This window comes from Enterococcus diestrammenae (assembly GCF_049384045.1).
Taxonomy (GTDB): Bacteria; Bacillota; Bacilli; order Lactobacillales; family Enterococcaceae; genus Enterococcus_C; species Enterococcus_C diestrammenae.
Map to the genome: position 1 here is coordinate 1 of NZ_JBMRGR010000028.1, position 26,068 is coordinate 26,068.

Here is a 26,068-nt window from a genome sequence, read left to right on the forward strand (position 1 = left end):
ACCGCCGTATACGGAACCGTACGTACGGTGGTGTGAGAGGTCGGTGAGGGAATTAATCTCTCATCTCCTACTCGATTATATCTGGAACTTATAAAATAAGTTCCAAAAAGGCTGCTGTATCAGGAACTAAGTGGCATATCATGCTGTCATATTGATGTCACGAAGAAGGTAAAAATTAGCTCTATAGGAAATGGGTTGTCGTGTGAAAGATGTCCGAGGGCAAAGAAACTTTTTTACCTATAGTTCGGTTCTGAGTAGCGGTTTGTTAAGCTGCTCTAGCAAAATGTTAATGGTTCTTTCCTTGGTATTTATCGGTTCCACTACAATCCAAGTATTTCTCTAGAAGTAAGTTTACCCTGATTTTTTTAGTCTCTGGTCATTGTGGATAAATCCTAAAGCAAATTTTCTGAGGGAAATTTTCTGATTTGTGGAAAACTTAAAAGTGTTGTTCTTAAGCGAAAGTTATCCACTGTGGAAAAGTGACCGGGGCTTTTTGGGAAATATGGCTAACGCTATGAGTGGGAGAAATGGGGGCGTAGAATAGCCGCTGACCGATGTTTACTGATGGCAGGTACCTTCATTGCCTTTTTTAACTAAAATCGCAGGAGGGGGCATAAAACGATGGATTTTCACTAGTTACCATTGATGCTCGGAAGCTTACTTTGTCTTCCTCAGTTTTATTCAAATCCTAGGGCGTGATTCCCATTTATTAGGCGCAACCCCAACCTGGCTATTTTTTATATCTTGCCTCCTACTTTCATCCGTTTTGCGTACTTTCCCATGGAGGGGTCAGGATGGTTGAGATGCTCCCTCCTGTCAATTTCAAAAAGAGTAAAAACAAGCATTATAAATAAAAAACTTGCTTTACTAGAAGATTTCCTGTATACTTTTACTTTGTGAGTAGTCTGAAAAGACAGCTCTCTCTGCTCTCAGAAAAGCTGAGGGCCAAAGTCCATAGGGAGGTGAAAATCAATGGAAAACGCGAAGTATGAAATCACATACATTATTCGTCCAAACATTGATGAGGAAGCAAAAGCTGCTTTGATCGAACGTTTCGATTCAATCTTGAAAGACAACGGTGCTGAAGTCGTTGAATCAAAAGATTGGGAAAAACGCCGCTTAGCGTACGAAATGAACGGATTCCGTGAAGGTATCTACCACATCGTTAAAGTTACTTCTCCATCAACTGCTGCAGCGATCAACGAATTTGACCGTTTGGCAAAAATCAACGACGATATTCTTCGTCACATGATTGTTAAAGAAGAAGTATAATTCATCTGATTTTGTTTCACGTGAAACATTTTAACGATGAGGAGAGGAGCGTGGACTTTTGATTAACAATGTCGTTTTAGTCGGTCGCTTGACCAAGGATCCTGAATTGCGTTATACCACGAGTGGAGCTGCAGTAGCAACATTCACTCTGGCGGTAAATCGTAACTTTACCAATCAAAATGGTGATCGGGAAGCAGATTTCATCAATTGCGTCATTTGGCGTAAACCAGCAGAAACTATGGCAAACTATGCTAAAAAAGGTACTTTGCTAGGTATTACTGGACGTATCCAAACACGTAATTATGAAAATCAACAAGGTCAACGAGTATATGTCACAGAAGTCGTAGCGGATAACTTCCAATTGTTGGAGTCAAGACAACAGTCTGAACAACGTCAACAAGCTGGTGGTAGTTACAACAACAATTCTAGTAACTTTGGTTCAACCAATAGTTACAGTGGTGGCCAACAAAGCTCAAGCAACAATAACTCATTCGATCAAAATCAAAACAAAACTTCTCAACCATTCAATGGGATGCCGAATTTCGACCGTGATACTGCTGATCCATTCAGCAATTCCGGGACGTCTATCGACATTTCCGACGATGATCTCCCATTTTAATGGGTAAATTGACAGGAGGGAATTTAAATGGCACAACAACGTAGAGGCGGACGTAAACGTCGTAAAGTTGACTATATCGCAGCTAACCACATCGAACACATCGATTACAAAGATGTTGAATTGCTTAAACGTTTCATCAGCGAACGAGGCAAAATCTTGCCACGTCGTGTGACTGGGACTGGTGCGAAAAACCAACGTAAATTGACTATCGCTATCAAACGAGCACGTATCATGGGCTTGTTACCATTCGTAGGCGAAGAATAAGATACTTGATGAAACCTCTCAATGACTTTCAGCGGTCGTTGAGAGGTTTTTTAGCTTTTTCAGAGCCATTATTAGGAGGATTAGGGTAGGGTGAGTTATTTCAAAGAAGGTCAGGTTGTAAGCTTATTGAATTGCTTAGAATGGGAAATCAGCTGAGATATGGATATTCAAATAAAACAATTGGCTTAGCACCAGTCTTTTTGATTTGTAGGATCATGAAAAAATGATGTTTTAACAATAAAAAAGTTTCACGTGGAACTTTTTGTGAATCAAGTTTTATAAACTAGCTATCTGTGAAATTAAGAAGAAATCGACTTATGATAAAGCGCTATCCAGAGTTTAATTCTGCCGTAATTCTCAAAAAGGGAATACGTTTATTTAGACTTGCCAATCATACTGGTAGAAACGGCTCTATATCGCAGAATGACGGGCTTTATGTTAAAATAATAGCGATGATGCTTTTTTAGATAATCCTATTTATGCGAACTGTTACTAAGCTCGTATCGGCTTCTTCGCGTGTCCAATGCAAAGCGAGGATGCAAACAAGTTGGTAACTTAATCGTGAAAGAAAGGAGTAAAGAATGGATCGTAATCGTTTTGTAAAACTATTGGTACTGATTACTGTGATTCAAGTGCTGTGTATCTTGCTGATCCCATGGCGCTGGTTTTTAGCAGTTTTGGCGGTGCTGGCTTCTTTATGCATCTATCGTTTATATGTAGAAGTGCGGCACTTCTTAGAGTTAAGTGAGCAAGAAAAAATCAGTCAAGCTGCCAATCTTGCGGAAGAAAACTCCGAGTACTTATCCAAGGAATCTCCTTTTCCTTTATATCTATTTGATGATCAATACAATATTACTTGGCTAAATGAAAAAGCGATTTCGCTGCAAGAAAAATATGGTGCTGCGTTATGGGAAAAACAACTAGTTCCCGCTATTAAAGCCCATTCGGCGACGGGTGAAGTGAACCTCGGAAAAGAGAATCTCCGGTATCGTATCGATTTTGATAAGGGAATTATCTTCATTGAGAATATTTCTCAAGAAGTCGCGGCTATCCAACGCCAGCAAGATCAACAGGCGGCGATTGGTTTTATCTCGATAGATAATTATGATGATTTAATCGATCAGAAGGATGATAAAGAAGTTTCCTATCTTAATTCTTTTGTGACTACCTTCATTTCTGATTGGTGTGATGAATACGAGGTTTATTATAAGCGATTAAATGCTGAGCGCTTTTTCTTTACTGCTCGACTCGAAGATATCATCCGGATGGAAAAGGACAAATTCTCCATCGTGGAGCGGCTACGAAAAGCAGCTGAAGATCAGAACTTCCCAATGACAATCAGTATGGGAATCGCCTATGGAGAAGATAAGTTAGAAAAAATCGGGGACACTGCCCAGAGCAATCTGGATATCGCCTTGGTACGTGGGGGCGATCAGGTAGTGCTTAAGGACGTCTCTGAGGCCGCTAAACCCAAGTTCTATGGTGGAACCACGACTAGTACAGCCAAGCGGACACGGGTGCGGTCGCGAGCGATGAGTACCGCTTTGAAAAAAATCTTCCAAGAAACGCCACAAATCTTTGTTATGGGACATCGTTATCCGGATATGGATGCTATCGGTTCGGCATTTGGTGTTTCTTGTCTAGCCGATTTCCAAGGAAAAGAAAGTTTTGTCATCATCAATGAAAAAGAGTTGATTCCTGATGTTGAGCGCTGTTTGGAAGAAATTCATAAGCACCCTGAGCTGGAAGACAAATTGATTACTGTTGAAACGGCGATGACGATGGTGAAACCAGGCAGCCTTTTGGTGATGGTGGATTACCACAAACCCTCCATGTCGATTTCTCAAGAGCTGTATGATAAGTTTGAACAGGTAGCCATTATCGACCATCATCGGCGAGGGGAAGAATTTCCTTCTAAGCCATTACTAACCTATATTGAATCCTCCGCCTCTTCTGCTTCTGAATTGGTGGCTGAGTTGATTCAATATGAAAGCAATGCGAGCAAAAGATTGGATAAATTTACGGCAAGTTTGCTGTTGGCGGGTATTTTTGTGGATACGAAGAATTATGTGGTACGAACTAGTCCGCGAACGTTTGATATTTCTAGTTATTTAAAAGCAAGTGGTGCCAATACGGATTTGATCCAATATTTACTGAGTTCGGATTTAACATCCTTCTTAGAGATTAGTGAGTTGGTTGCTAAGAGTGAGTTTGTCACACCAGATATAGTAGTTGCTTGCGGCGATGAAGGAAAAGCCTACAACAATGTTACAGCGGCAAAAACAGCTGATACCTTGTTATCTATGAATGGCGTAGAAGCCTCTTTCGTCCTCACTGAGCGCAGCGACCAGCTAGTAGCGATCAGTGCCCGTAGTAGTGGTAAAATCAACGTACAGCTGGTTATGGAGGCCATGGGTGGGGGTGGACACTTCACCAACGCGGCAACCCAAATCAAGGATAAAACACTACACGAAGTCAAAGAGATGCTTTATAATGAACTACAGAGTGTGTTAAAACAAGAGGGGGCTACAACATGAAAGTAATTTTTTTACAAGATGTTAAAGGCAAAGGTAAAAAAGGTGAAGTCAAAGAAGTACCAACTGGCTATGCTCAAAACTTTTTACTAAAAAATAACTTAGCAAAAGAAGCCAATAAGGAAAATGTGGCAATTTTGAAAGGGCAGAAAAAAGCGCAAGAAAAACATGAAGCAGAAATTCTAAAAGAAGCCCAAGAATTGAAAGCAATCCTAGAAAAAGAAGATACCGTGGTGGAACTAAAAGCCAAAGCGGGGGAAGATAGTCGCTTATTTGGCTCGATTCCTTCTAAACAGATTGCTGATGCCTTGCAAAAGCAATACGGCGTGAAAATCGACAAACGCAAGCTAGATTTGCCAAATCCTATTCGGACGCTTGGGTTTACGAAAGTCCCTGCAAAATTGCATACGGACGTAACGGCTGTCCTCAATGTCCATGTAGTGGCTGAGTAAGGCTAGCTTTTAGCGAAGAAAAACCGATTAGATTAGGCACCGTCTCCCATCTCAGGAGGCGGTGTTTTGGCGTTTTCAGGATTTTTTACTCACGGATTGGCGACTTTTCGCAGGCTGTTTTTCTTATAAATGGCTGAAGAAGACTCAATTTGAGACGAGTAGAGCCTCTAAAAAAGACAGGCTTAGTCGACTGTTATTTTAAATAACTGATGGGTAAAAGGTAGCATTAACTTCTGTTATCTTTGTAGATTCTTAACTAATCCAGGGACCATCTAGGTTTGTATTTGCCGTGAGATTCTTGTAGAATAAGGAGATGATTAGGAGGCAATGACCATGGATGAAGTTTGGCAAGATCGCATGCCACCGCAGGATATTCAAGCGGAACAAGCGGTATTAGGGGCGATTTTCCTTGATCCTGAGGAAATCAATAATGCGATGGAAGTCCTTGAAGCACCGGATTTTTACCAACGGCGGCATCAGCTGATTTTTTCGGCGATGGTGGCGTTATTTGACCGTGGTGAAGCCATTGATGTGGTCACCTTAAAGGCAGAGCTAGAGACCAATCACGCACTGGAAGACATCGGTGGGATTAGTTATTTGGTGGAATTGAGCCAGATTACCCCTTATGCTGGTAGCTTGTCTTTTTACGCCAAGATTGTCAAAGATAAATCTGTTTTACGAGCCTTGATTCATGCAGCCAATCAAATCGTGACCAGTGGTTTTCAACAAGAAGAAGATGTCTCTTCCATTGTTGAAAATGCAGAGCGGACGATCTTGGAAGTCTCGGAAAACCGTAATACTGGTGGCTTTCAGGCGATTGAAGACGTGTTGCAACAAACGTTTAAGAATATTGATCTTTTGGCACAATCCGATGAAACCATCACCGGCATTCCAACCGGCTATCCAGCCTTGGATAAGATGACAGCGGGATTACAAGCTGGGGAATTGATTATTTTAGCGGCTCGTCCAGCAGTGGGGAAGACGGCTTTTGCCTTAAATATTGCCCAAAATATTGGTACGAAGACGGATTCTTCAGTAGCGATTTTCAGTCTGGAAATGGATTCGGAATCATTAGTGAAGCGGATGCTGTGTGCGGAAGGGTTGATTGACGCCAGTAACTTGAAGACAGGGCAACTTACCGATGAAGAGTGGAGTAACCTCGTGATTGCCATGGGTAGCTTGTCGAAAGCCAGCATCTATATCAATGATACGCCGGGAGTTAAAGTTTCCGAGATTCGAGCCCAATGTCGTCGTCTGGCTCAGGAAAAACGCAACCTTGGCTTGATTATGATCGATTATTTGCAGTTGATTGAAGGGACTGGACGAGAAAATCGCCAACAAGAAGTCTCAGAAATCTCACGGCAATTAAAAAAGCTCGCCAAAGAGTTGAAAGTCCCAGTAATCGCTTTGTCTCAGTTATCTCGTGGAGTGGAACAACGACAAGATAAACGACCAGTAATGAGTGATATCCGCGAATCCGGCTCTATTGAACAAGATGCCGATATCGTGGCTTTCTTATACCGAGATGACTACTACCAACGGGAAACCGATGATCCCGATGAAGCACCCGTGGACCCTACCCGGGAAAATATCATTGAAGTTATCATTGAAAAAAACCGGAGTGGTGCTCGTGGTACGGTAGAATTGATGTTTATCAAGGAATACAATAAATTTACTTCGATTTCTATGCGGGATGATGAAGTGCCGCAGTTTGGTTAACGATGTTTGTTCTTGAGGAAATAAGAATGTTTGAGTTTGTGAAATTTCACAAAGTAAGAGAGAGGCCACCGAAAATGCTCAAGATCGGTGGTTTCTCCTTTTTTGATTGAGGAGGTTAGCATGGTAAAAAAGAAAGCCAACAACCGCAAAAAGAATTGGCCAGTCTGGCTTGTGGGGACCATCTTCCTTTTGCTGAGTAGCGGACTGATAGGTTGGTCACGGCACGTAGCCGGCAGTGGGGAATGGTATGCCACGACTGTGTATCCATTTTTTCGAAGGTTCGTCATGCTGTTTACCGGTGGGGTGCCGTTTTCTATCGCAGAGCTGGGTCTGTATCTCATCTTGATACTGTTGGTGGTGAGCTTGGTGAGGGCGGTCTATGGTCGCTGGAAGCAGCACCAATCGGGCCTGTTTCTCCGTTGGGCTTCCCGATGGTTTTTGACGGGGAGTATTTTGTTGTTATTGTACACGTTGGGATGTGGGCTTAATTACCAACGGAGTTCTTTTGTTAAGCTAGCGAGAATGCCACAAAAAAACTATACTGTGACAGAGCTAGCGGCGACTTGTCACTGGTTGACAGATCAAGTCAATCAAGCAACAGACAAGGTTTCTCGCGCTGCTGATGGCCAGATGGTGTTAACTGATGATTATCGAACAAAAGCTTCCGAAGTCATGGCTGCAGCTGGAGAAGAATATCCAAGCTTGGCAGGTGATTATCCACCAGTGAAGTCGTTATTGTGGCCAGGATTGTTATCTTATCAACAGTTGACGGGAATTTATAGCCCCTTTACAGTGGAAGCCAACGTCAATCAGGCCATGACTGCATTTAATTTACCCTTCACTGCCTGTCATGAGCTGGCCCATTTCCAAGGGTTCATGTCAGAAGATGAGGCGAATTTTATTGCTTATCTCGCTTGCCGAGAATCAAAGGATGCGGAATTTGTTTACAGCGGGACCTTAAATGCTTGGCAATATGCTATGAATCGCTTGCGGCAACAGGATGCTGCGGCTTATCAACTGGAGCGGGAGCGCTTGGCTGATTCTGTCGAGGTAGACTTGCAAGCTGACACGCTATTTTGGCAGCAGTATGATGGTCGGGTAGCCCAGTGGCAAGATCAAGTCAACGATAATTACTTAAAGGCTCATGGCCAGACTGCTGGTGTGGCGACCTATGGTGGTTTGACGGATTTTGTGGTGAATGAATACTTACAAAAAATAGCAAAAGTCGTAACAATTGATTAATGTTCGTGTTTTGCTATTTATTAGCTATATAATCATTTAATTATTCGATAATTCATTGAATCAAAGGGGTCAAACTGGTACAATAGTTCTGGATTTAATAAAAGTAAATGAGGTGCTGATATGTCATCGGTAGTAGTTGTTGGAACACAATGGGGCGATGAAGGCAAAGGAAAAATCACTGACTTTTTAAGTGAAAATGCTGAAGTCATTGCTCGTTATCAAGGTGGGGACAATGCTGGTCATACCATTAAATTTGACGGCGTGACTTACAAATTACATTTGATTCCATCGGGGATTTTCTATAAAGAAAAAATCAGTGTCATCGGCAATGGCGTGGTTGTTAATCCGAAATCACTGGTACAAGAACTGGCTTATTTGAAAGAACACAATGTCAATACCGATAATCTGCGAATCTCTGATCGTGCCCACGTGATTTTGCCTTATCATATCAAACTGGACCAACTGCAAGAAGATGCAAAAGGCGACAACAAAATCGGGACGACCATCAAAGGAATCGGCCCAGCTTACATGGATAAAGCGGCGCGGGTCGGTATCCGGATTGCGGATCTTTTGGACAAAGAAATCTTTGAAGAACGTCTGAAGATCAACTTAGAAGAAAAAAACCGTCAATTCGTGAAAATGTTTGATGATACTGCCCTAGACTTTGAGGATATTTTTGAAGAATACTATCAATATGGGCAACAAATTAAGCAATATGTCACAGATACTTCTGTGATTTTAAACGATGCTTTAGATGCTGGTAAACGGGTCTTGTTTGAAGGGGCTCAAGGAGTGATGTTGGATATCGACCAAGGAACTTATCCATTTGTGACTTCCTCCAATCCCGTCGCTGGTGGCGTGACTATCGGCTCTGGTGTGGGACCTTCGAAGATCAACAAAGTCGTAGGTGTCTGTAAAGCTTACACTTCTCGTGTGGGAGATGGCCCTTTTCCTACTGAGTTGTTTGATGAAGTTGGCCATCAAATTCGCGAAGTCGGCCGGGAATACGGCACGACAACGGGGCGTCCCCGTCGCGTGGGCTGGTTTGACACCGTCGTGATGCGGCATTCTAAACGAGTTTCTGGGATTACCAATCTTTGCTTGAACTCCATCGATGTCTTAAGCGGTTTGGAAACTGTGAAAATCTGTACGGCTTATGAATTGGATGGTGAGTTGATTTATCATTACCCAGCTAGCTTGAAGGAACTCAATCGTTGCAAGCCAGTCTATGAAGAATTGCCAGGCTGGTCTGAAGATATCACTGGCTGCAAGACCTTGGCTGATTTGCCAGAAAATGCCCGCAACTATGTCCGCCGTGTATCAGAACTTGTAGGTGTGCGGATTTCGACTTTCTCTGTGGGACCTGACCGGACACAAACGAACATTTTGGAAAGTGTTTGGGCACAAATTTAAACTATCTCATGGCTCTAGTTGGCTCTGTGGAGGAGAGGTATCTCTCATCCACGGGGCTTTTTTTGAGCAAAAATAGTTTTGTCAGCCAAATCTGTATCGTTGTTTCTTGCACTCCTTGTTTGTAGTTCGTACAATAAAGTGAATGAAAATCATGAAAAGCAACTTATAGGAGGAACCCTCATGCCTTTACAATCCCTCAAACAAGCTATTATCGCCGAAAGCCAGCGTCTGGGTATTGATAAAATTGGCTTTGCCTCGGCAGCACCCTTTGTCGAGTTAGAAGAACCTTTGCACCAGCAACGAGAGCGGGGCTATAATTCGGGGTTTGAACATCAGAATATACCCGAGCGAATCTATCCGGAGCTGACCTTTGAAGGCCCGCAGTCGATTATTGCGATTGCGTTGGCTTATCCGACGAAAATCCATGAAGAAGTTCCGAAAGATGAGAAACGGGGAATGTTTGCCCGGGCGTCATGGGGGCAGGATTATCATTTTATTTTGGAGGAGCGGTTGCAGGCGTTGATTGCTTTTATTAAAGAGCGGGCGGCCGAACTTCCAGGAGCCACAGAATGGCGTTTTGCACCCCAAGTAGATACCGGGGAGCTAGTGGATGTGGCGGTGGCGCAGCGAGCTGGTCTAGGCTTTATCGGGCGGAATGGATTACTGATTACGGAAGAATATGGTTCGTTTGTTTATCTGGGAGAGATTGTTACGAATATTGCTTTTGAGCCGGACCAACCGGTGACATTTGGCTGTGGCGACTGTACGCGCTGCATCAAAGCTTGTCCCACCCAAGCCCTGTTAGGCGACGGTAGTATGAACGCCAAACGTTGCCTTTCGTATCAGACCCAGACGAAGGATATGATGCCTGAGGAATACCGCAAGAAGATTCGCAACGTCATCTATGGTTGTGATATTTGCCAACTGGTTTGCCCGTATAATCAAGGAAAAGACTTCCATTTTCATAAGGAAATGGAGCCGACCGTCGATGAAGTGTATCCGAAACTACGCCCGCTGTTACGCCTAAGTAATCGAGAGTTTAACGATCAATTTGGGCATCTGGCGGGGGCTTGGCGAGGGAAAAAGCCGCTTCAACGTAATGCCATCATTGCCTTGGCGAATGGTGGTGACAAAGGAGCATTGCCGCTATTGTGGGAATTGGCTCAACAGGATCCACGACCGGTTATTCGCGCCACAGCAATCTGGAGTATCAGTCGTTTGGCAGGCAAAGAGGCGGCTGTCTGGCTTGAGCGACTACAGGAGTTGCAAAGGATCGAGGAAGCCCCAGAAGTTGTAGCAGAATTGACACCAGCTATCCAAAAATTACAAGAAAAAGCCAAGAAAGCATAGCGAATTATCGTTTTAATAGTGGGTTTGTGATAAACTCTAAGCGATGAAAGAAAACAAAGGCGTTGGCTTTTTGTAGCAAAGGGTATGAGCAATGGGACTTACCCTTGAGTTTCAAAGGCGACGTAGGTATAAGGAGGTTGAAGGATGTTTCAAATCGTGACGGATTCATGTTGTGATTTGCCTTATCAAGTGTTGGAGGAATACCAGGTTGCGTTTATCCCCATGATTGTGGAGATGGATGGCAAGGAGTATTTTGATGATTTGGGCAAGAGTTTTGACTATGGTGCTTTTATTCAAAGTTTGCGAGATAAAAAACAACCCACGACTTCGCAAATCAATGTGGGACGGTATGTCGAATTTTTTAAACCTTATTGTGAAAAGCAAGAGCCGATTTTGTATCTCTGTTTTACGTCGGGGATGAGCGGCTCCTATAACAGTGCTTTGCAAGCAGTGGCGATTTTACAAGAAGATTATCCCAATGCGCAGATTGAAGTGGTGGATACGCTAAATGCCAGTCTAGGTGAGGGTGTCTTGGTCTACGGTGCGGCTAAACGCCAAGCTGCTGGGGATGATTTGCCAACGGTGCGTAAATGGGTAGAAGATCACCGTCTAAAAGTCCAATCTTGGGTAACGGTAGATGACTTAAGCCACCTTTATCGTGGCGGGCGTTTGTCCCGCTCGCAAGCAGCGATGGGAGGTTTGTTGAATATCAAGCCGATTATCCATGTCGATGCCAAAGGGAGTTTGCAAAATGTCGGCAAAGTTCGCGGGCGCAACAAAGCCCTGCAAAAAATTGTCGATGAAACTATGGAGAACTTGACTTCGACTGAGGATCAACTCGTCTTTGTTGCCCATTCAGAAGATTTGGCAGCGGCGGAGAAAGTACTAGAGATGTTGAAGGAAAAAATCGACGTCACTGATAGTGCTATCTATCCTCTCGGGCCAACGATTGCCAGCCATACTGGTTTAGGCTGTATCGCTATCTTTACGTTTGGGAAAGAACGAGTGGACTAAGAGTTAGCTGAAATGAAAAACCCGTGAAAGGCTACCACCATCGGTAGTGGCCTTTCACGGGTTTTCTTATGTTTCATGATTTAGCTGCTTTTGACCTCATTTGGAGTATGTTCAGTCTTTCTAATCGAGTTAGTTATTCCTGATAGGCTTGATCCCGCTGAACGGGTTGGCCACTCCAGATTTTTTTAGCAGTCCAATCTGTAGCGGGATCTGCCCAGAAAGAGGTAATTTCTGATAAACCTAATGGGAGCATGACCCCCAAGCAGAGATAACAACTACCAACGTTGATCTCTGGTTCCCCCATGGTAGGTTGTGAACCATAGACACCAACCGTCAAAAAGCCATGTTTATCAAAAGTATCCGGAGCCGAGAGGACTTTCTCCATGACGGCCGTCAGGGCTGAACGAACTTGTCCGCCACTGAGGGTTTTCGGCAAAAAGCCTTGTAAGGCGGCTTGAGCCAAGTGTTGAAAACAGCCAAAACGGTAACACATTAAACGACCGTACACGGGATAAGTCCCATCTGTGTTGATCAAAAGTTCTTGGAGTTGGGCAAATCGAGTCCCACGGGCCATGACTTTTGTTGGAAAGGTTAAATCCTGTGGCTGGGGATTGGTGGCAATCACTGGATAACGCTTGACTAGGTCCACCAGCATCGGTTGAATGACGAAACTATTGTAATAATCATTTGCAAATGAGGTCCCGTCCCCATATATCCCATCCCCGACATACCACTGATCTAGCAATGAGAAAGCGTGGTTGATACGTAGCAAGTCACAATTAGGATCGCCTAGCTGATGCAACGCGGCCTCCACCATTGCCGCAAATAAAACCCAGCTATCGTCGTCATGCTGGAGGAGGTCCCTAGAGCAGCGAAATTCATGTAGTAACTGTTGGCGAGTTATTTCTGATAATTGCTTAATCAATTGTTTCGGAGCACGAATCAAAGCATGGGCTAAAAAGGCAGCAGCTACTAAAGGTTGTTCTCCAGTGCCATTTGCATCACTAAAATCCAGTTTTTCTGGATTGGTAGGATCGACGGCATGGGCAATGCTAGCAAGGGCGAGTTGGCGAAATTCTTTTTGAAGTTGTCTTTCCTTAGCATCAAAAACAGCCTCCAGTTCTAGCCAAGGAGCAAGACCGGCGAGGGTCCGACCCAAGGCTGTCAGTGCAGTATTAGGATTTTTAGAGTAGCGGGCCATCTCCTTACGCAACCGATTGCTGGCGGCGGCTTCTAAAACGGGACGCGCAATTTTTTCCATTTGGGCAAGCCAAAAAGTACGAGTAGTCATGAGTAACCATCCTTTGTGAAATACGACTTTGTGAATTTCACAAACAAAATCGCTTTCAGTTCCTTTGCTTCTGTTATAACACAAGAGCTGAGAGGTGGCTATTCTTTTACTAAAAAACATCCCTCCTGCCGAAAAAAAGCAGAAGAGATGTTTCAATTGGTTAGGTTTCATAAACCAGTTTCTGTAGCTAGTTGGATTTCGTAAAGATTAAAGCCAGCCAGCCTGCAGAATTCATTGGCAACCGACCCACACTCATGAGTAAAAGTGGGATGCGTCAGCTCCAACTGTTTTTTTGAGAGGGAAAGGAACGTATTCAGTCTTTCTTAGTTAGGCAAAGATTTCGTTGACCCGTTTTTGCACATCTTGGTTTTCCAAGAACTCATCATAGGTCGTTTCCGCCCGATCCACCACGCCTTTGTCAGAGACGGCGATGATGCGGTTAGCCAAAGTTTGAATAAACTGATGGTCATGGCTGGCAAAGAGCATCGAACCAGTGAAAGCCATCAAGCCATCATTCAAAGCAGTGATGGATTCCAAGTCTAGGTGATTGGTCGGGTCATCCAAAACTAAGACATTGGCTTTCGAAAGCATCATCTTAGACAGCATGCAGCGAACTTTTTCGCCACCGGAAAGGACGCTGACAGGTTTTAAGACTTCATCCCCAGAAAAGAGCATCCGTCCTAAGAAACTCCGCAAGAAGGTATTGTCGTCTTCTTCTTTGGAGGCAAACTGCCGTAACCAATCCAATATCGTTAAGTCGCTAGCAAAGTCTTTTGTCGTATCTTTTGGCATATAGGCTTGGCTAGTAGTAACCCCCCAACGAATACTCCCACTATCAGGGGTGATTTCCCCCATGATGACTTTAAATAACGTGGTCGTGACGATGTCGTTGTTGGCGATAAAGGCAACTTTGTCATCTTTGTTTAAAGTAAAGCTAATTTTATCAAGGATTTTCTTACCATCAATGGTGACAGTGACATCATCGACTTGTAAGAGGTCGTTGCCGATTTCCCGTTCTGGCTTGAAGCCGACGAAAGGATAGCGACGAGAAGAGGGTTGAATATCATCCAAGGTAATCTTATCCAGCATTTTCTTCCGAGAAGTGGCTTGCTTGGATTTGGAGGCATTGGCTGAGAAACGAGCGATAAAATCTTGTAACTCTTTGATTTGCTCTTCTTTTTTGGCATTTTGTTGGGATTGTAATTTTTGAGCTAATTGAGAAGATTCCAACCAGAAGTCATAGTTCCCGACATAGAGTTTGATTTTGCCAAAGTCCAAGTCTGCCATGTGGGTGCAGACTTTATTCAAGAAGTGGCGGTCATGGGAGACGACGATGACGGTATTTTCAAAAGTAATCAAGAATTCTTCTAGCCAGTTGATGGATTGGATATCTAAGCCGTTGGTTGGTTCATCCAACAGCAAGACGTCTGGTTTGCCAAAGAGCGCTTGGGCTAGCAAAACTTTGACTTTTTGACCGGCAGTGAGTTCTTTCATCGGTAAGTAGTGCAAGTCTTCCGTGATATTCAATCCTTGCAACAAGACTGCTGCTTCAGGTTCGGCTTCCCAACCGTTTAACTCGGCGAATTCGCCTTCTAATTCGGCAGCTTTAATCCCATCTTCGTCGGAGAAGTCTTCTTTCATATAGATGGCATCTTTTTCTTTCATGACATCATAAAGGCGCTTGTGGCCCATGATGACGGTTTCGATGACAGGATAGTCTTCGTAATCGAAGTGATTCTGTTTCAAAGTAGCCATCCGTTCATCTGGTCCCAAGGTGATCGAGCCGGTAGATGGCTGGATTTCACCAGAGAGGACTTTTAGGAAGGTGGATTTGCCGGCTCCGTTTGCGCCGATGAGGCCGTAGCAGTTGCCGGGGGTAAATTTGATATTGACATCATCAAAGAGTTTGCGGTCGGAAAAATGTAAGCTGACATCGCTGACTGTGATCAAGTGAATTCCCTCGTTTCTTTTTTATTCTACTGATAAGTAAGTAGCTTTTTATTTAGGTCTGATTTTACGAACTAGTTCGCTGCAAATGAAGATCTTCCTATTTTACGAAAAGAGCAGTAGGGCTTAGTTCTTCACTAAGTTTGGCAGATTGAACAAGTTTGTTTCGTCCTGCTTTTAAAAAAGGCTCTTTCGGCATCTTCCCGAAAGAACCTGTAGTAGCAGTTTTTCAACTCCTTGCATTATAGCCAGATTGAGGAAAACTTGCAAGGTACTCTAGGGTTTTTAGGCAAAAACTAAGAATCTTTGACTATCCCTGCTAGCAAAAGCAAAAAAGTTCTGGTTTATGGGCGTCAATTTTGACGGTCTTTGGAGAGCAAGGTATGGTGAAAGTAAACAAAAAACAGGCAAAAGTCTTAAAGGAAGATACCTAAAAAGGAGGAAGCAATATGCGGAAAGTCGTTTTTTATGGTGCAGTGAGTTTGGATGGCTATTTTGCCGCTAAAAATGATAGCTTGGAGTGGTTGTTTGCGACGGATTTAGCAGGCACTTCTACTTATGAGGCGTTTGAAAAACAAGTCACCACTATGGTGATGGGGCGGGTCACCTATGAAGAAGTTCTGAAATTGATAGCTGATCAACCTCTTTATCCTGGGAAAGAAAAGGTGGTCTTTTCCCACAGGGCGAGAGAAAAGATGGAGGAGGTCACTTTTGTGGCAGACGATCCGATAGCTGTGGTGCGAGAATTGCAGCAACAAGAAGACCCAGGGTGGATTTGGATAGTCGGCGGTGGGGGCTTGTTGACAGAATTGATTGCTGGCGACCTTATTGATGAGTATTGGATTCAAATTGCACCGGTATTGTTAGGGGCTGGCAAACCCTTATTTCCAGCAGGGAATTATCGTCGGCGCTTGGAATACGTGGAGACAACACAGATGGGTGAACTAGTGGAATTACACTATCGCAAACCAAAAGAGTCGTAGAATTAGGTGAAAAAGTTTAGGACTACCTAAAAATTAATAAATTATGCTATACTGAGGTCAGAAAAGTTGTTTGAGGGATGTCCTCTCTTTTTTAGCTAAATTTATAGATTCTAGGAGGTTTCATGAATGGATTGGTTTACAGCACTAGCTCCGTGGCAACAGGCATTGGTTGGGTGTGCGTTCACCTATGGTATGACCGCATTAGGAGCAGCTCTCGTATTTTTCTTCAAGGAAATCAAAAAAGACGTCTTAAATCTGATGCTGGGCTTTGCATCGGGGGTCATGATCGCTGCTAGCTTTTGGTCACTATTGGATCCAGCGATTGCGTGGGCCGAGACAAATGGCGATATCCCTTGGTTAGTAGTCAGTATTGGTTTTGGAGTGGGTGGCTTGTTCCTATACATCGCTGACAAGACGATTCCCCATATGCACTTTGGTCCAGATCATGCCCAAGAAGGGGTTCCGAGTCATTTGAAGCGGACGATTCTCTTGGTGTTTTCCATCACTTTGCATAATATTCCAGAAGGGTTGGCTGTCGGTGTTGCTTTTGGGGCCGCGACAGAAGCTACGGATCCCCGGGCAGCGGCTATCGCAGCGATTTCGGTAGCCTTAGGGATTGGGATTCAAAACTTTCCAGAAGGAGCGGCGGTGTCGATTCCATTGCGACAAGAGGGGCTTAGTCGCGGAAAAGCCTTTCTTTACGGACAAGCTTCTGGGATTGTCGAACCGATTGCTGGTGTGTTAGGGGCGTTATTAGTAACTAAAGTGACCTTCTTGCTGCCCTATGCTTTGGCTTTTGCTGCCGGCGCCATGATTTACGTCGTAGTGGAAGAATTGATTCCAGAAGCCCAACAAACTTCTAGCAGCAAGCGCCATTTTGCGGTCTTTGGTACGATGCTAGGCTTTATGATTATGATGATTTTAGATGTCGCTTTAGGTTAAAAGGCGACCCCAAAAAACGCGACCTCCTTTTTCTTGCGGACAGCAAAGGAGGTCGCGTTTTTCCTGTTTGATTAGCGAGTGTAGCGGTTATTACTTTGTGAGCGATTGGTCAGCCAACGATAGATAAAGTAAACGATCGCTACGGGGATTGCCCAACGGAAAACCAAGCCGATGAGACCGCCAACGAGATTCAATAGAAAACTTGCCACAAGTAAAAAGCCGATGAATGCCAAAATTTTTACTATCGGTGATTGTTGTTGTAATTTATCCATAAGAGTTCCTCCTATTTTAGGGAATCCGCTGCTTTCTTGAGCAGGTGCCGTCTTGAATGGAGGCCACACATTTGGTTGAAGACTCGGGCTTTCAACAGTCCTGTCTCCTATTTCGCCAAAAGGGAACCTCTTTTCTACATAGCTATCATACCAAGTTCATTAGAGGTAAACATCGGTCTTTAGGCGGATTTCTGTGGGGCTGCTGGGTGGGAGGTATCTGTAGGAAATGATGGGGCCTAGTAAGTTAGGTCAGACGCAAAAAAACACCGAAAGCAACGGACGTGCTTTCAGTGATAGTTGACTGCTTTATTTTTTCCGTGTCCCAAAAATCCCACGTAAAATGCTGCTTCCTAAGTTGCGGCCGATAGAACTCAAGGCATTGCCGACGACGCGATCGACATATTTGGTGCGACGGGCGGCGGCTTTTTCTTTTTCCCGTTCTTTTTTTGCTTCTGCCTTTTCTTTTTCTTTCTGTTTTTGGGCGGCTAGTTTTTCTTGGGCTTTTTGGAGTTCTTTGGCTTGGCGTTCGGCTTCTTTCTTAGCTGCGGCTTCCTCTTTTTCTTTTTGTTTGGCGGCTGCAGCTGCGGCTTTTTCTTGTTCCTTGGCTTGTTTTTCGGCTTCTTTTTGCCGTTGAGCTTCTTCTTCTGCCAGGCGTTTGGCTTCGGCTTCTTGGGCTTGTTTCTCTGTTAGGGTTTCAAAGGCCGAGGTATTGTCGACAGCTAGGCGGTATTTGGCGTCTAGTCCATTGCCTCGAATCATTTGTTGGATAGTGGCTTCATCGGCGACACCCATGAAGCTTTGAGGTGGCAAAATGATCGCACGTTGTACGATGCTGGGGGTGCCTTTTTCATCTAAGAAGGAAACCAAAGCTTCTCCTGTCCCTAGCTCCGTCAAAGTTGTTTCTGTATCAAACGCCGGATTTTCTCGGAAGGATTGCGCAGCGGCTTTGATGGCTTTTTGTTCATTTGGCGTATAAGCGCGTAAGGCATGCTGAATTTTATTGCCTAATTGGGCCAAGACGGTGTCAGGGATATCTCCTGGTTGTTGGGTGATGAAATAGATGCCCACCCCTTTGGAACGCACCAACCGCACCACTTGTTCCACTTTGTCCAATAAGGCTTTTGGCGCATCTTTAAAGAGCAGATGGGCTTCATCAAAGAAGAATACAAATTTTGGTTTTTCCAAATCGCCAGCTTCTGGTAGCATTTCATAAATTTCACTGAGCATCCACAACAAGAAGGTGGAGTAGAGTAATGGGGATTGCACCAATTTTACCGCGTGTAGCAGGTTAATCATGCCTCGTCCGTCAGAGTTGAGAGCAAACCAATCATTGACATCCAACTCTGGCTCCCCAAAGAAGATATCGCCTCCTGCGCCTTCCAAATTGATGATGGCCCGTTGGATGGCACCGATACTAGCAGTAGCAATATGGCCATAATTTGTGGTGAAATCCGCTGCGTGATCCCCCACAAATTGCACCATCGCCCGCAAATCTTTGACATCAATCAATAGCAACTGTTGATCGTCTGCAATCCGGAAAATAAGCTTTAAAACAGCGGTCTGAGTATCGTTGAGCTCCATGATTCGAGCCAATAAATCAGGGCCGATATCGCTGATAGTGGTGCGAATCGGGGTGCCTTTTTCACCGTAAACATCCCAAAAACGCACAGGGAAGCCACTAAAATGCCAATCTGGGATATTCATGGATGTTACCCGTTCTGTGACATTTTTATTTTCTACCCCTGGTTGAATCAAACCGGAGACATCTCCTTTGATATCCACCAAAAAAACTGGTACTCCAGCATCTGAAAAAGATTCTGCTAGGACTTTTAAGCTGACGGTTTTACCAGTACCGGTAGCTCCAGCAATCAGTCCGTGGCGATTTGCCATATCTGGTCGTAGGTAGACCGGTGTTTTTCCACTGTCAGCCGTGCCCACCCAAATTTGTTTATCTGTTGGTAAATACATTGCTGCCAACTCCTCATTTTCCAAGTTTTTCTCCCTTAATAGTGCAAAGTCAACTCACCCTCTTGAGAGAATTCACCCTATTATCCCAATTTGGCGACGTTTGGACAAATAAAAACCCCGCTTGTGAAAGCTGCCACTAATTTCGTTTTTTCGGGGAAAATCAGAAAAGAGGTGTAAAGCGGCTAGGACTTTGCTAAAATTGAGTAAGTTATGAAAAAATTTAGCCTGCTATTTTCTCGAGCCAAAGAGAAAATGAGAGATGATGAACCAACTGGTATTAAACCTAAACCGCAGCGATGCGAGAAAAGAGGAAAACCATGACATCAAGAATAAGTCGCAGACAGCAACAAACGCAGCTGTTTACTTGGAAGGATCTACTTTGGGTGGTCGCTTTATTACTAGTGGTCTTTGGCTTGCGACAGTTTGTCTTCACTCCAGTAGAAGTTCACGGGGCTTCTATGGATCCTAACTTACAAGACTCCGAACGGCTGATTGGCTTGAAATTTGGCGACCCTAAACGCTTTGATGTGGTGAGCTTTCATGCGCCAGATGCGGACAAAGAGTACATCAAGCGCGTTATCGCCTTTGAAGGAGAAAAGGTAGAATACATCGCTGATCAACTATTTATCGATGGGGAACCCTATACTGAGGCTTATCTGGATGAATTCAAAAAAGACTTAGCTAAAGAGACCTATTTCACGGAAGATTTCAGTTTTTTAGTACCTAAAGGAGGCCTCTTTGTTTTAGGGGATAACCGGCCAATTTCTAAAGACAGTCGCGTATTTGGCGCCATTTCAGAAGAGAGTATCACCGCCAATGCCAAGTTTATTTTTTGGCCGCCCAGTAAGATTGGGGCCGTAAAATAAGATAGCATATTCATATAAAAATAAAAAAGCCACCTCAACAAGCGACTCATAAACTTGAGTTTTGCTTGTTAAGGTGGTGTTTTTTATTTTATCCTCGAACTTGCCCATCGCCATAAACAATATACTTGGTGGAAGTCAGCTCTTCTAAGCCCATCGGACCACGGGCGTGAAGTTTTTGGGTGGAGATGCCGATTTCTGCACCGAAGCCAAAGACAAAGCCATCGGTAAAGCGGGTAGAGGCGTTGACGTAGACCGCTGCCGCATCGACTTCTGCCAGAAATTTTTGGGAGGCGAAGTAATTGTCGGTGACAATGGCTTCTGAGTGTTTGGTGTTGTAGCGATTGATGTGGGCGATAGCTTCATCGATATCTGCCACGACTTTAACCGCCAAGATGTAATCCAAAAATTCAGTGGCCCAGTCTTCTTCAGTAGCTGGGATGGCGCCTGCTAGATAAGGCAAAGCCAGTTCATCGGCTCGTAATTGAACGTCATGTTCAGCAAGCTTAGCGGCAATCACTGGTAGAAATGCGGCAGCCACATCTTGGTGAATCAGCAATGTTTCGGCGGCATTGCAGACGGATGGGCGCTGGGTTTTGGCATTGTCGACGATGTTTTTGGCCATTTCCAATTGGGCATCTTTATCGACATAAATATGGTTGTTACCTGTCCCAGTTTCGATGACTGGGACAGTGGCGGATTCTTTCACACGGCGGATCAATCCCGCGCCCCCACGAGGAATCAGGACATCTAGGTATTCTGTCAGTTTCATCATTTGATTAGCTACGTCATGACTCGTATCCGAGACAAATTGGATTGCATCTGGGGTGAAGTCATTGGCAGCTAGAGCGTTTTGCATGACGTTGACGAGAATTTGGTTGGAGTTGAAGGCTTCTTTACCACCGCGGAGAATCACTGCATTACCAGTCTTGAAACAAAGGCTAGCGGCATCGGTAGTGACATTAGGACGAGATTCGTAGATGATGCCGATGACACCTAATGGGACTTTTTGGCGACCAATCAGCAAACCATCCGCATTTTTCCACATTTTTTCGACTTCACCAATCGGATCAGGTAATTGGCTGACTTCACGGATGCCTTGAGCCATGTCCATGATACGGGCTTCGGTCAGACGTAACCGATCTTGCATCGTTTCTGAAATGCCATTGTCTTGCGCCTGGGCCAAGTCTTTGGCGTTGGCGGCTAAAATCTCAGGGGTAGCAGTTTCGAGGGCAGCTGCCATCTCCAGTAAGAGGCTGTTTTTACGCTGAGTATCCAAAAGGGCTAGTTTGTGAGCTGCCGTTTGGGCCTGTTGACCTAATTGCATCAAATTCATCCCTTCTCCACCTTTCCTTGGTTACAAAATAAGGTTCCAATGGCATCGCCAGCTAAAATCGCAAAAATAACTTGTGGTTTTTCGCCATTGGCTAACACCATCTTGCTATCTGCAGCCAAAATTCGTTGAGCGGCTTTCAGCTTACTGACCATGCCCCCAGTCCCAAACTGACTGCCTTTGCCACCAGCTTTCGCCATGAGTTCTCCAGTGATTTCATGAACCGTCTGGTACAAGACTGCTTCGTGATTAACGGCAGGGTTGTCGGAATAAAAACCATCGATATCGGATAACATAATCAATAAGTCGGCATTTGTTAGTTGGGTCACGATCGCCGAAAGCTGATCATTGTCGCCAAATTTGGTCTGGTGATCCAATTCCTCTACGGCCACCGTATCGTTTTCGTTGATGATCGGGATGATGTGCATGGCTAAAAGCTGATTTAAGGTATTGATTACGTTTTTGCGACTTTCAGGAAATTCCACGATATCACGAGTTAAGAGAACTTGGGCGGTTTTTTGGCTATAAGTCATAAAGCGTTGGGTATAAATAGTCATGAGTTCGGTCTGACCTACCGCGGCTACCGCCTGCTGTTCGGGGATGGAAATCGGTCGCTGAGCCAATCCTAAGTTGTTCATTCCTACTCCAATGGCCCCTGAGGAGACTAGGATGATTTCTTTACCTTGGTTGGCCAAGTCCGTCAAGACAAAAGCTAGCTGATCAATTCCTGACAAATTGATATTGCCATTGGGATAGATCAAGGAGCTGGTGCCGATTTTGATGACGATTCGTTTGGCAGTAGCTAAGCTTCCACGCATAATGTTTTCCTCCAGCAGATAATTATTTCTTTTTATTGTACAAGGTTTTCCCATGGATTTCACCTGTTATCTGATAATTGTCAGATAATTTTCCAAACTGTGGCTTATTTAGACGAAAAGAAAGAGTGTTTCACGTGGAACTTATCTTTTTTTGAAAATTTTCTGAAAGAAAAAGTTTGACAACGATCAAAAATGGGTTTTTAATGGAGATGTCCACTAATTTATTTGCAGCTTACATAGGAGAAAATGATGGAATTATTTGAGTTTAGTAAGTACATCGCGGCCGTTTATCGACAGTCGAAAAATGATGCCAAAGAGGAACTTAAGGAGTTGGACTTGGGTTCTACACAAAGTGATTTGATGATGTTCATTTTTGATCATCCAGGACTGACCCAAAAACAGTTGGCGGCACATATGACTCTCGATGCCAGTTTGCTTGCCAAAGATATCAAGGTTTTGATGGTCAAAGGTTTGGTTGAAAGACAAGTCAATCCCCGTGATGGGCGAGCTTGGGTAATTTCGGTGACTCCAGCTGGTGAGGCGATGGCCCAAAAACTCCAGCAGACTTTGAGTCGCTGGTGGGGGGACTTGTTTCAGCAAAATCCGGAAATCGACAGCCACCTCTTTGGACAGCAATTAAAATTGGTGAGGCAAGCATTGGAGGAACGACAAATTGAATAGAAAAAATGATGTTTTAGGAATCGTAAAGCAATATGGCTGTTTGGTATTTGGCATTGTGTTGATGGCCGCAAGTGTTGCTTTGGCCAAAGTGGCTAAACTGGGAACTTCGCCAATTTCCAGTATTCCCAACGTTTTAAGTGAACTGACGCCTTTGACCATTGGCGTTTGGACGATTCTCTTTATGGTTGTTTTGATTTCTTTGGAATGGTATGCACTGCGTCAGGCATTTGGCTGGCGTAACTTGATTCAAATTTTTCCATCGGTGATTTTTGGGGTGATGATTGATGGCTTTGTGAAGCTCTTTGATTTTATCCATCCAGCCAATTATTTAGTGCAGTTAGCTCTGACCTTGGTAAGTATCGTTTTGTTAGCCATTGGTGTTTTTTTTGAAGTCAATTCCCATACGTTGATGATGGCCGGTGAAGGGGTGACGGCAGCCTTTGCTCAAATGAAAAAAATGAATTTTGGTAAAACGAAAGTCCGAACTGATAGCGCCATGGTGGCGGTAGCCTTAATCATCAGTTTAGTCGTCAGCCATCAGCTGATCGGGGTGCGAGAAGGGACAATCCTTTCCGCATTGTTATCAGGTCGTATCGTTGGTTTTATCGAGGAGCATTTCCCAGCCCTGACTAAATGGGTACAAGGGAAGACCCCACTGCCCACCTTGGAAGAAGAAGTTTATTTTAAAGAGTAGCAAGAGCAAAAGAGTATGCTTCAGAGTAATCTGTGGCAATACTCTTTTTTTGTCAGCTAATTGTCTTGTTCTTTTTATGATTTTTTCGGTATTTCTTTTAAGCAAAGGCGTTTCCCACGCTTTGTTATGCTAAAATAAGCGTGGACATCACGAAAATTCACGAAATGAGGACACAAAATGAAGACACGGGGATTTGAGGTCGTGACGGCCTATCAAGAGCAAGAGATTCACTTACCAGTACGGGCAACACAACAAGCAGCCGGCTATGATTTTGAAGCAGCGGCAGATGTGGTGATTCCTAGTATTTGGAAGTCGGGGGTTCTCGATATGGCGAAAGCGTTGTTGAGTGGAGATGCGTTAGCTGCCGTACAAAAGAAAGTCACACCTGTCTTAGTACCTACCGGAATCAAAGCCTATATGGGTGAGGATGAGTTTTTACAACTATGCAATCGTTCCAGCAATTCCCATAAACGTTTTTTGATTTTGGCCAATGGCGTCGGTGTCATTGACAGCGATTATTATAACAATCCGGACAACGAAGGCCACATTATGTTGCAGTTTTTGAACTTCGGTCCGCTGGATGTCACGATCAAAAAAGGTGAGCGCATTGGCCAAGGGATTTTCTTGCCATTTTTGAAGGCGGATCAAGACCAGTCTGTCGGGACACGTACGGGTGGCTTTGGTTCCACTGGCCAACAGTGAGGTTATAAAAAAAGGCGCCTTCTGTGGTAAAATGAAAGCTAACGGAGGTGGGTGAGAAAGTATGGCAAAAAAAGCCAAAGTACAGTTTGAATGCCAACATTGTGGCTATATTTCTCCTCGGTATCTTGGAAAATGTCCCCAATGTAACAGCTGGAATTCTTTAGTAGAGGTCAAGATTCAAGACACCACCGATCGTCGCGTCCGGACCACTTGGACGGGAGAAAAGACCAAACCGACCAAACTGGCGGAAGTCGTACCCAAAAAAGAACCTCGTGTGGCAACTAAGTTAGAGGAGCTCAATCGGGTGTTAGGTGGCGGTGTGGTGCCAGGTTCTCTCGTGTTGATTGGTGGTGATCCCGGAATCGGGAAATCCACGCTACTTTTACAAGTCTCTCAGCAGTTAGCCGAAATCGGCGGCAAAGTCTTATACGTTTCTGGGGAAGAAAGTGCCGAACAAATCAAAATGCGGGCGCAACGTCTGGGTAGTATCGATACGGAATTTTACTTGTATGCGGAAACGGATATGCATGAAATTGCCCAGTCCATCCAAGAGCTGAAGCCAGATTATGTCATCATTGATTCAATTCAAACGATGACCCAACCAGATGTGACCAGTGTCGCCGGTTCCGTCAGTCAAGTGCGAGAAACCACGGCAGAACTATTGAAGATTGCCAAATCCAATGGTATTGCGATTTTTATCGTGGGACATGTCACCAAAGAAGGGTCCATTGCTGGGCCACGAATGCTGGAACACATGGTGGACACAGTATTGTATTTCGAAGGAGAAAAACACCATAGTTTCCGCATTTTGCGGGCGGTGAAAAACCGTTTTGGCTCTACCAATGAAATCGGGATTTTTGAAATGCGTTCTGATGGGCTTCATGAAGTTGCCAATCCTTCCCAAGTCTTTCTCGAAGAACGACTGGCCGGAGCGACTGGTTCGGCCATCGTGGTTGCCATGGAAGGCAGCCGACCAATTCTAGTGGAAATTCAAGCCTTGGTGACGCCTACCATGTTCGGTAATGCCAAACGAACCACCACGGGACTGGATTTCAACCGCGTCTCCTTGATCATGGCAGTCTTGGAAAAACGAGCGGGTCTGCTGCTGCAAAATCAAGATGCTTACTTGAAAGCAGCGGGTGGGGTAAAGCTCAATGAACCGGCCATTGACTTGGCGATTGCTGTGGCGATTGCCTCAAGCTACAAAGAAAAAGGCACTGAACCTACCGAATGTTTTATCGGTGAAATTGGCTTGACGGGTGAAATCCGTCGCGTCAATAGCATCGAACAACGGGTCAAAGAAGTCCAAAAGCTCGGCTTTACCAAAGTCTATTTGCCTAAAAACAATCTTGGCGGCTGGACCGCGCCAGAAGGGATTCAAATCGTCCCGGTTTCGACACTTTCCGAAACGTTAAAGAAAGTTTTTGGATGAGTTTACTGGGTAGGCCACGATAGGAGAAGGGCTTGAGCAAGGAGCAGCCGGGAGTCGTAGCAGGATAAAAATCTCCGTCTTATGGCAGCTAGTCATTGAGACTACGCATACAGCTCGATGCACCGCTAACGCTTGACATGAAACAAAAAACCATCACTTCAATCGAACTAGCACCAGCACACTATCCTAGGATGGCTTCGAGGCGGAGAAGGTTCGGTGATAATCCGTGAGTGCCAGTGTGACAAAAAGCGTCACGCTGTCCC

Annotated in this window: 23 protein-coding genes; 17 read left to right on the forward strand and 6 right to left on the reverse strand. The window is 44.5% G+C overall.

From position 1 onward, the window contains the following. The first annotated feature begins 972 nt into the window (after positions 1-972). The 10 genes from rpsF (at position 973) to ACO03U_RS13155 (ending at position 11,879) form a co-directional block, all read left to right on the forward strand. Positions 973-1,272: a 30S ribosomal protein S6 gene (gene rpsF / locus ACO03U_RS13110; RefSeq protein ID WP_161869416.1), complete on the forward strand. Its 300-nt coding sequence runs from the start codon at positions 973-975 to the stop codon at positions 1,270-1,272. Between the two features lie 58 nt (positions 1,273-1,330). Further along, a complete protein-coding gene (gene ssb, locus ACO03U_RS13115) occupies positions 1,331-1,891 on the forward strand; it encodes a single-stranded DNA-binding protein (protein ID WP_161869415.1) in 561 nt (186 codons plus the stop codon). Between the two features lie 27 nt (positions 1,892-1,918). Beyond that, positions 1,919-2,155 carry a 30S ribosomal protein S18 gene (gene rpsR / locus ACO03U_RS13120; RefSeq protein ID WP_161869414.1) on the forward strand — a complete coding sequence of 79 codons (237 nt, stop codon included), beginning with the start codon at positions 1,919-1,921 and terminating at the stop codon, positions 2,153-2,155. 581 nt (positions 2,156-2,736) lie between these two features. Beyond that, complete coding sequence (locus ACO03U_RS13125) at positions 2,737-4,692, forward strand: DHH family phosphoesterase (protein ID WP_204686312.1); 1,956 nt, start codon at positions 2,737-2,739, stop codon at positions 4,690-4,692. Further along, complete coding sequence (rplI, locus tag ACO03U_RS13130) at positions 4,689-5,141, forward strand: 50S ribosomal protein L9 (RefSeq protein ID WP_161869412.1); 453 nt, start codon at positions 4,689-4,691, stop codon at positions 5,139-5,141. The genes ACO03U_RS13125 and rplI overlap by 4 nt, the downstream gene beginning before the upstream one ends. Before the next feature lie 333 nt (positions 5,142-5,474). Beyond that, positions 5,475-6,860 (forward strand): replicative DNA helicase, encoded by a 1,386-nt coding sequence (gene dnaB, locus ACO03U_RS13135; RefSeq protein ID WP_161869411.1) that lies wholly within the window; start codon positions 5,475-5,477, stop codon positions 6,858-6,860. Between the two features lie 120 nt (positions 6,861-6,980). Next, a complete protein-coding gene (locus tag ACO03U_RS13140) occupies positions 6,981-8,102 on the forward strand; it encodes a DUF3810 domain-containing protein (protein WP_204686310.1) in 1,122 nt (373 codons plus the stop codon). Between the two features lie 120 nt (positions 8,103-8,222). Beyond that, entirely contained in the window at positions 8,223-9,515 is a 1,293-nt protein-coding gene (locus ACO03U_RS13145) for an adenylosuccinate synthase (RefSeq protein ID WP_161869409.1), read from the forward strand. Positions 9,516-9,695: 180 nt separating this feature from the next. After that, positions 9,696-10,865: a tRNA epoxyqueuosine(34) reductase QueG gene (gene queG / locus ACO03U_RS13150; RefSeq protein WP_204686308.1), complete on the forward strand. Its 1,170-nt coding sequence runs from the start codon at positions 9,696-9,698 to the stop codon at positions 10,863-10,865. Between the two features lie 144 nt (positions 10,866-11,009). Beyond that, positions 11,010-11,879: a DegV family protein gene (locus tag ACO03U_RS13155; RefSeq protein ID WP_204686306.1), complete on the forward strand. Its 870-nt coding sequence runs from the start codon at positions 11,010-11,012 to the stop codon at positions 11,877-11,879. A 133-nt stretch (positions 11,880-12,012) separates the two neighbouring features. On the opposite strand, the gene ACO03U_RS13160 is transcribed toward ACO03U_RS13155, so the two are convergent. Both ACO03U_RS13160 and ACO03U_RS13165 read right to left on the reverse strand, forming a co-directional pair. Continuing rightward, a complete protein-coding gene (locus ACO03U_RS13160; RefSeq protein ID WP_204686304.1) occupies positions 12,013-13,170 on the reverse strand; it encodes a DUF2264 domain-containing protein in 1,158 nt (385 codons plus the stop codon). A 327-nt stretch (positions 13,171-13,497) separates the two neighbouring features. Next, positions 13,498-15,120, reverse strand: coding sequence for an ABC-F family ATP-binding cassette domain-containing protein (locus ACO03U_RS13165; protein ID WP_161869404.1), 1,623 nt, complete (start codon positions 15,118-15,120; stop codon positions 13,498-13,500). A gap of 446 nt (positions 15,121-15,566) precedes the next feature. On the opposite strand from ACO03U_RS13165, the gene ACO03U_RS13170 reads away from it, so the two are divergent. Then, on the forward strand, positions 15,567-16,100 hold the full coding sequence (locus ACO03U_RS13170) for a dihydrofolate reductase family protein (protein ID WP_204686302.1): 534 nt from the start codon (positions 15,567-15,569) through the stop codon (positions 16,098-16,100). Positions 16,101-16,226: 126 nt separating this feature from the next. Next, on the forward strand, positions 16,227-17,042 hold the full coding sequence (locus tag ACO03U_RS13175) for a ZIP family metal transporter (RefSeq protein WP_204686301.1): 816 nt from the start codon (positions 16,227-16,229) through the stop codon (positions 17,040-17,042). A 71-nt stretch (positions 17,043-17,113) separates the two neighbouring features. Here ACO03U_RS13175 and ACO03U_RS13180 read toward each other — a convergent pair whose 3' ends face one another. Together ACO03U_RS13180 and ACO03U_RS13185 are read right to left on the reverse strand one after the other, a co-directional pair. Then, positions 17,114-17,314 carry a hypothetical protein gene (locus ACO03U_RS13180; protein ID WP_161869401.1) on the reverse strand — a complete coding sequence of 67 codons (201 nt, stop codon included), beginning with the start codon at positions 17,312-17,314 and terminating at the stop codon, positions 17,114-17,116. Between the two features lie 306 nt (positions 17,315-17,620). Beyond that, entirely contained in the window at positions 17,621-19,282 is a 1,662-nt protein-coding gene (locus ACO03U_RS13185; RefSeq protein WP_204686299.1) for a helicase HerA-like domain-containing protein, read from the reverse strand. A 317-nt stretch (positions 19,283-19,599) separates the two neighbouring features. Here ACO03U_RS13185 and lepB point away from each other — a divergent pair, with 317 nt between their 5' ends. Continuing rightward, positions 19,600-20,148 (forward strand): signal peptidase I, encoded by a 549-nt coding sequence (gene lepB, locus ACO03U_RS13190; protein WP_204686291.1) that lies wholly within the window; start codon positions 19,600-19,602, stop codon positions 20,146-20,148. Between the two features lie 88 nt (positions 20,149-20,236). Here lepB and ACO03U_RS13195 read toward each other — a convergent pair whose 3' ends face one another. Together ACO03U_RS13195 and proB are read right to left on the reverse strand one after the other, a co-directional pair. Continuing rightward, positions 20,237-21,481 (reverse strand): glutamate-5-semialdehyde dehydrogenase, encoded by a 1,245-nt coding sequence (locus tag ACO03U_RS13195; RefSeq protein WP_204686289.1) that lies wholly within the window; start codon positions 21,479-21,481, stop codon positions 20,237-20,239. After that, positions 21,478-22,296, reverse strand: coding sequence for a glutamate 5-kinase (gene proB / locus ACO03U_RS13200; RefSeq protein WP_204686287.1), 819 nt, complete (start codon positions 22,294-22,296; stop codon positions 21,478-21,480). The genes ACO03U_RS13195 and proB overlap by 4 nt, the downstream gene beginning before the upstream one ends. Before the next feature lie 246 nt (positions 22,297-22,542). On the opposite strand from proB, the gene ACO03U_RS13205 reads away from it, so the two are divergent. The 4 genes from ACO03U_RS13205 to radA all read left to right on the forward strand — a co-directional run bounded on the left by ACO03U_RS13205 (position 22,543) and on the right by radA (position 25,805). Further along, complete coding sequence (locus tag ACO03U_RS13205) at positions 22,543-22,977, forward strand: MarR family winged helix-turn-helix transcriptional regulator (protein WP_270789714.1); 435 nt, start codon at positions 22,543-22,545, stop codon at positions 22,975-22,977. Further along, a complete protein-coding gene (locus ACO03U_RS13210) occupies positions 22,970-23,671 on the forward strand; it encodes a YczE/YyaS/YitT family protein (RefSeq protein ID WP_204686275.1) in 702 nt (233 codons plus the stop codon). Before ACO03U_RS13205 ends, ACO03U_RS13210 begins: the two co-directional genes overlap by 8 nt. Before the next feature lie 177 nt (positions 23,672-23,848). Then, on the forward strand, positions 23,849-24,373 hold the full coding sequence (locus tag ACO03U_RS13215; protein ID WP_204686274.1) for a dCTP deaminase/dUTPase family protein: 525 nt from the start codon (positions 23,849-23,851) through the stop codon (positions 24,371-24,373). 61 nt (positions 24,374-24,434) lie between these two features. Beyond that, positions 24,435-25,805: a DNA repair protein RadA gene (gene radA / locus ACO03U_RS13220; RefSeq protein WP_204686272.1), complete on the forward strand. Its 1,371-nt coding sequence runs from the start codon at positions 24,435-24,437 to the stop codon at positions 25,803-25,805. Positions 25,806-26,068 lie beyond the last annotated feature (263 nt).

Coding starts and splice junctions, on each gene's coding strand:
- rpsR (WP_161869414.1), top strand. CDS start 1,919: ATGGCACAACAACGTAGAGGCGGACGTAAACGTCGTAAAGTTGACTAT.
- ACO03U_RS13145 (WP_161869409.1), top strand. CDS start 8,223: ATGTCATCGGTAGTAGTTGTTGGAACACAATGGGGCGATGAAGGCAAA.
- ACO03U_RS13155 (WP_204686306.1), top strand. CDS start 11,010: ATGTTTCAAATCGTGACGGATTCATGTTGTGATTTGCCTTATCAAGTG.
- rplI (WP_161869412.1), top strand. CDS start 4,689: ATGAAAGTAATTTTTTTACAAGATGTTAAAGGCAAAGGTAAAAAAGGT.
- ACO03U_RS13215 (WP_204686274.1), top strand. CDS start 23,849: ATGAAGACACGGGGATTTGAGGTCGTGACGGCCTATCAAGAGCAAGAG.
- ACO03U_RS13125 (WP_204686312.1), top strand. CDS start 2,737: ATGGATCGTAATCGTTTTGTAAAACTATTGGTACTGATTACTGTGATT.
- ACO03U_RS13160 (WP_204686304.1), bottom strand. CDS start 13,170: ATGACTACTCGTACTTTTTGGCTTGCCCAAATGGAAAAAATTGCGCGT.
- proB (WP_204686287.1), bottom strand. CDS start 22,296: ATGCGTGGAAGCTTAGCTACTGCCAAACGAATCGTCATCAAAATCGGC.
- ACO03U_RS13180 (WP_161869401.1), bottom strand. CDS start 17,314: ATGGATAAATTACAACAACAATCACCGATAGTAAAAATTTTGGCATTC.
- dnaB (WP_161869411.1), top strand. CDS start 5,475: ATGGATGAAGTTTGGCAAGATCGCATGCCACCGCAGGATATTCAAGCG.
- lepB (WP_204686291.1), top strand. CDS start 19,600: ATGACATCAAGAATAAGTCGCAGACAGCAACAAACGCAGCTGTTTACT.
- ACO03U_RS13195 (WP_204686289.1), bottom strand. CDS start 21,481: ATGAATTTGATGCAATTAGGTCAACAGGCCCAAACGGCAGCTCACAAA.
- ACO03U_RS13185 (WP_204686299.1), bottom strand. CDS start 19,282: ATGTATTTACCAACAGATAAACAAATTTGGGTGGGCACGGCTGACAGT.
- ACO03U_RS13140 (WP_204686310.1), top strand. CDS start 6,981: ATGGTAAAAAAGAAAGCCAACAACCGCAAAAAGAATTGGCCAGTCTGG.
- ACO03U_RS13205 (WP_270789714.1), top strand. CDS start 22,543: ATGATGGAATTATTTGAGTTTAGTAAGTACATCGCGGCCGTTTATCGA.
- ACO03U_RS13175 (WP_204686301.1), top strand. CDS start 16,227: ATGGATTGGTTTACAGCACTAGCTCCGTGGCAACAGGCATTGGTTGGG.
- queG (WP_204686308.1), top strand. CDS start 9,696: ATGCCTTTACAATCCCTCAAACAAGCTATTATCGCCGAAAGCCAGCGT.
- ACO03U_RS13170 (WP_204686302.1), top strand. CDS start 15,567: ATGCGGAAAGTCGTTTTTTATGGTGCAGTGAGTTTGGATGGCTATTTT.
- radA (WP_204686272.1), top strand. CDS start 24,435: ATGGCAAAAAAAGCCAAAGTACAGTTTGAATGCCAACATTGTGGCTAT.
- rpsF (WP_161869416.1), top strand. CDS start 973: ATGGAAAACGCGAAGTATGAAATCACATACATTATTCGTCCAAACATT.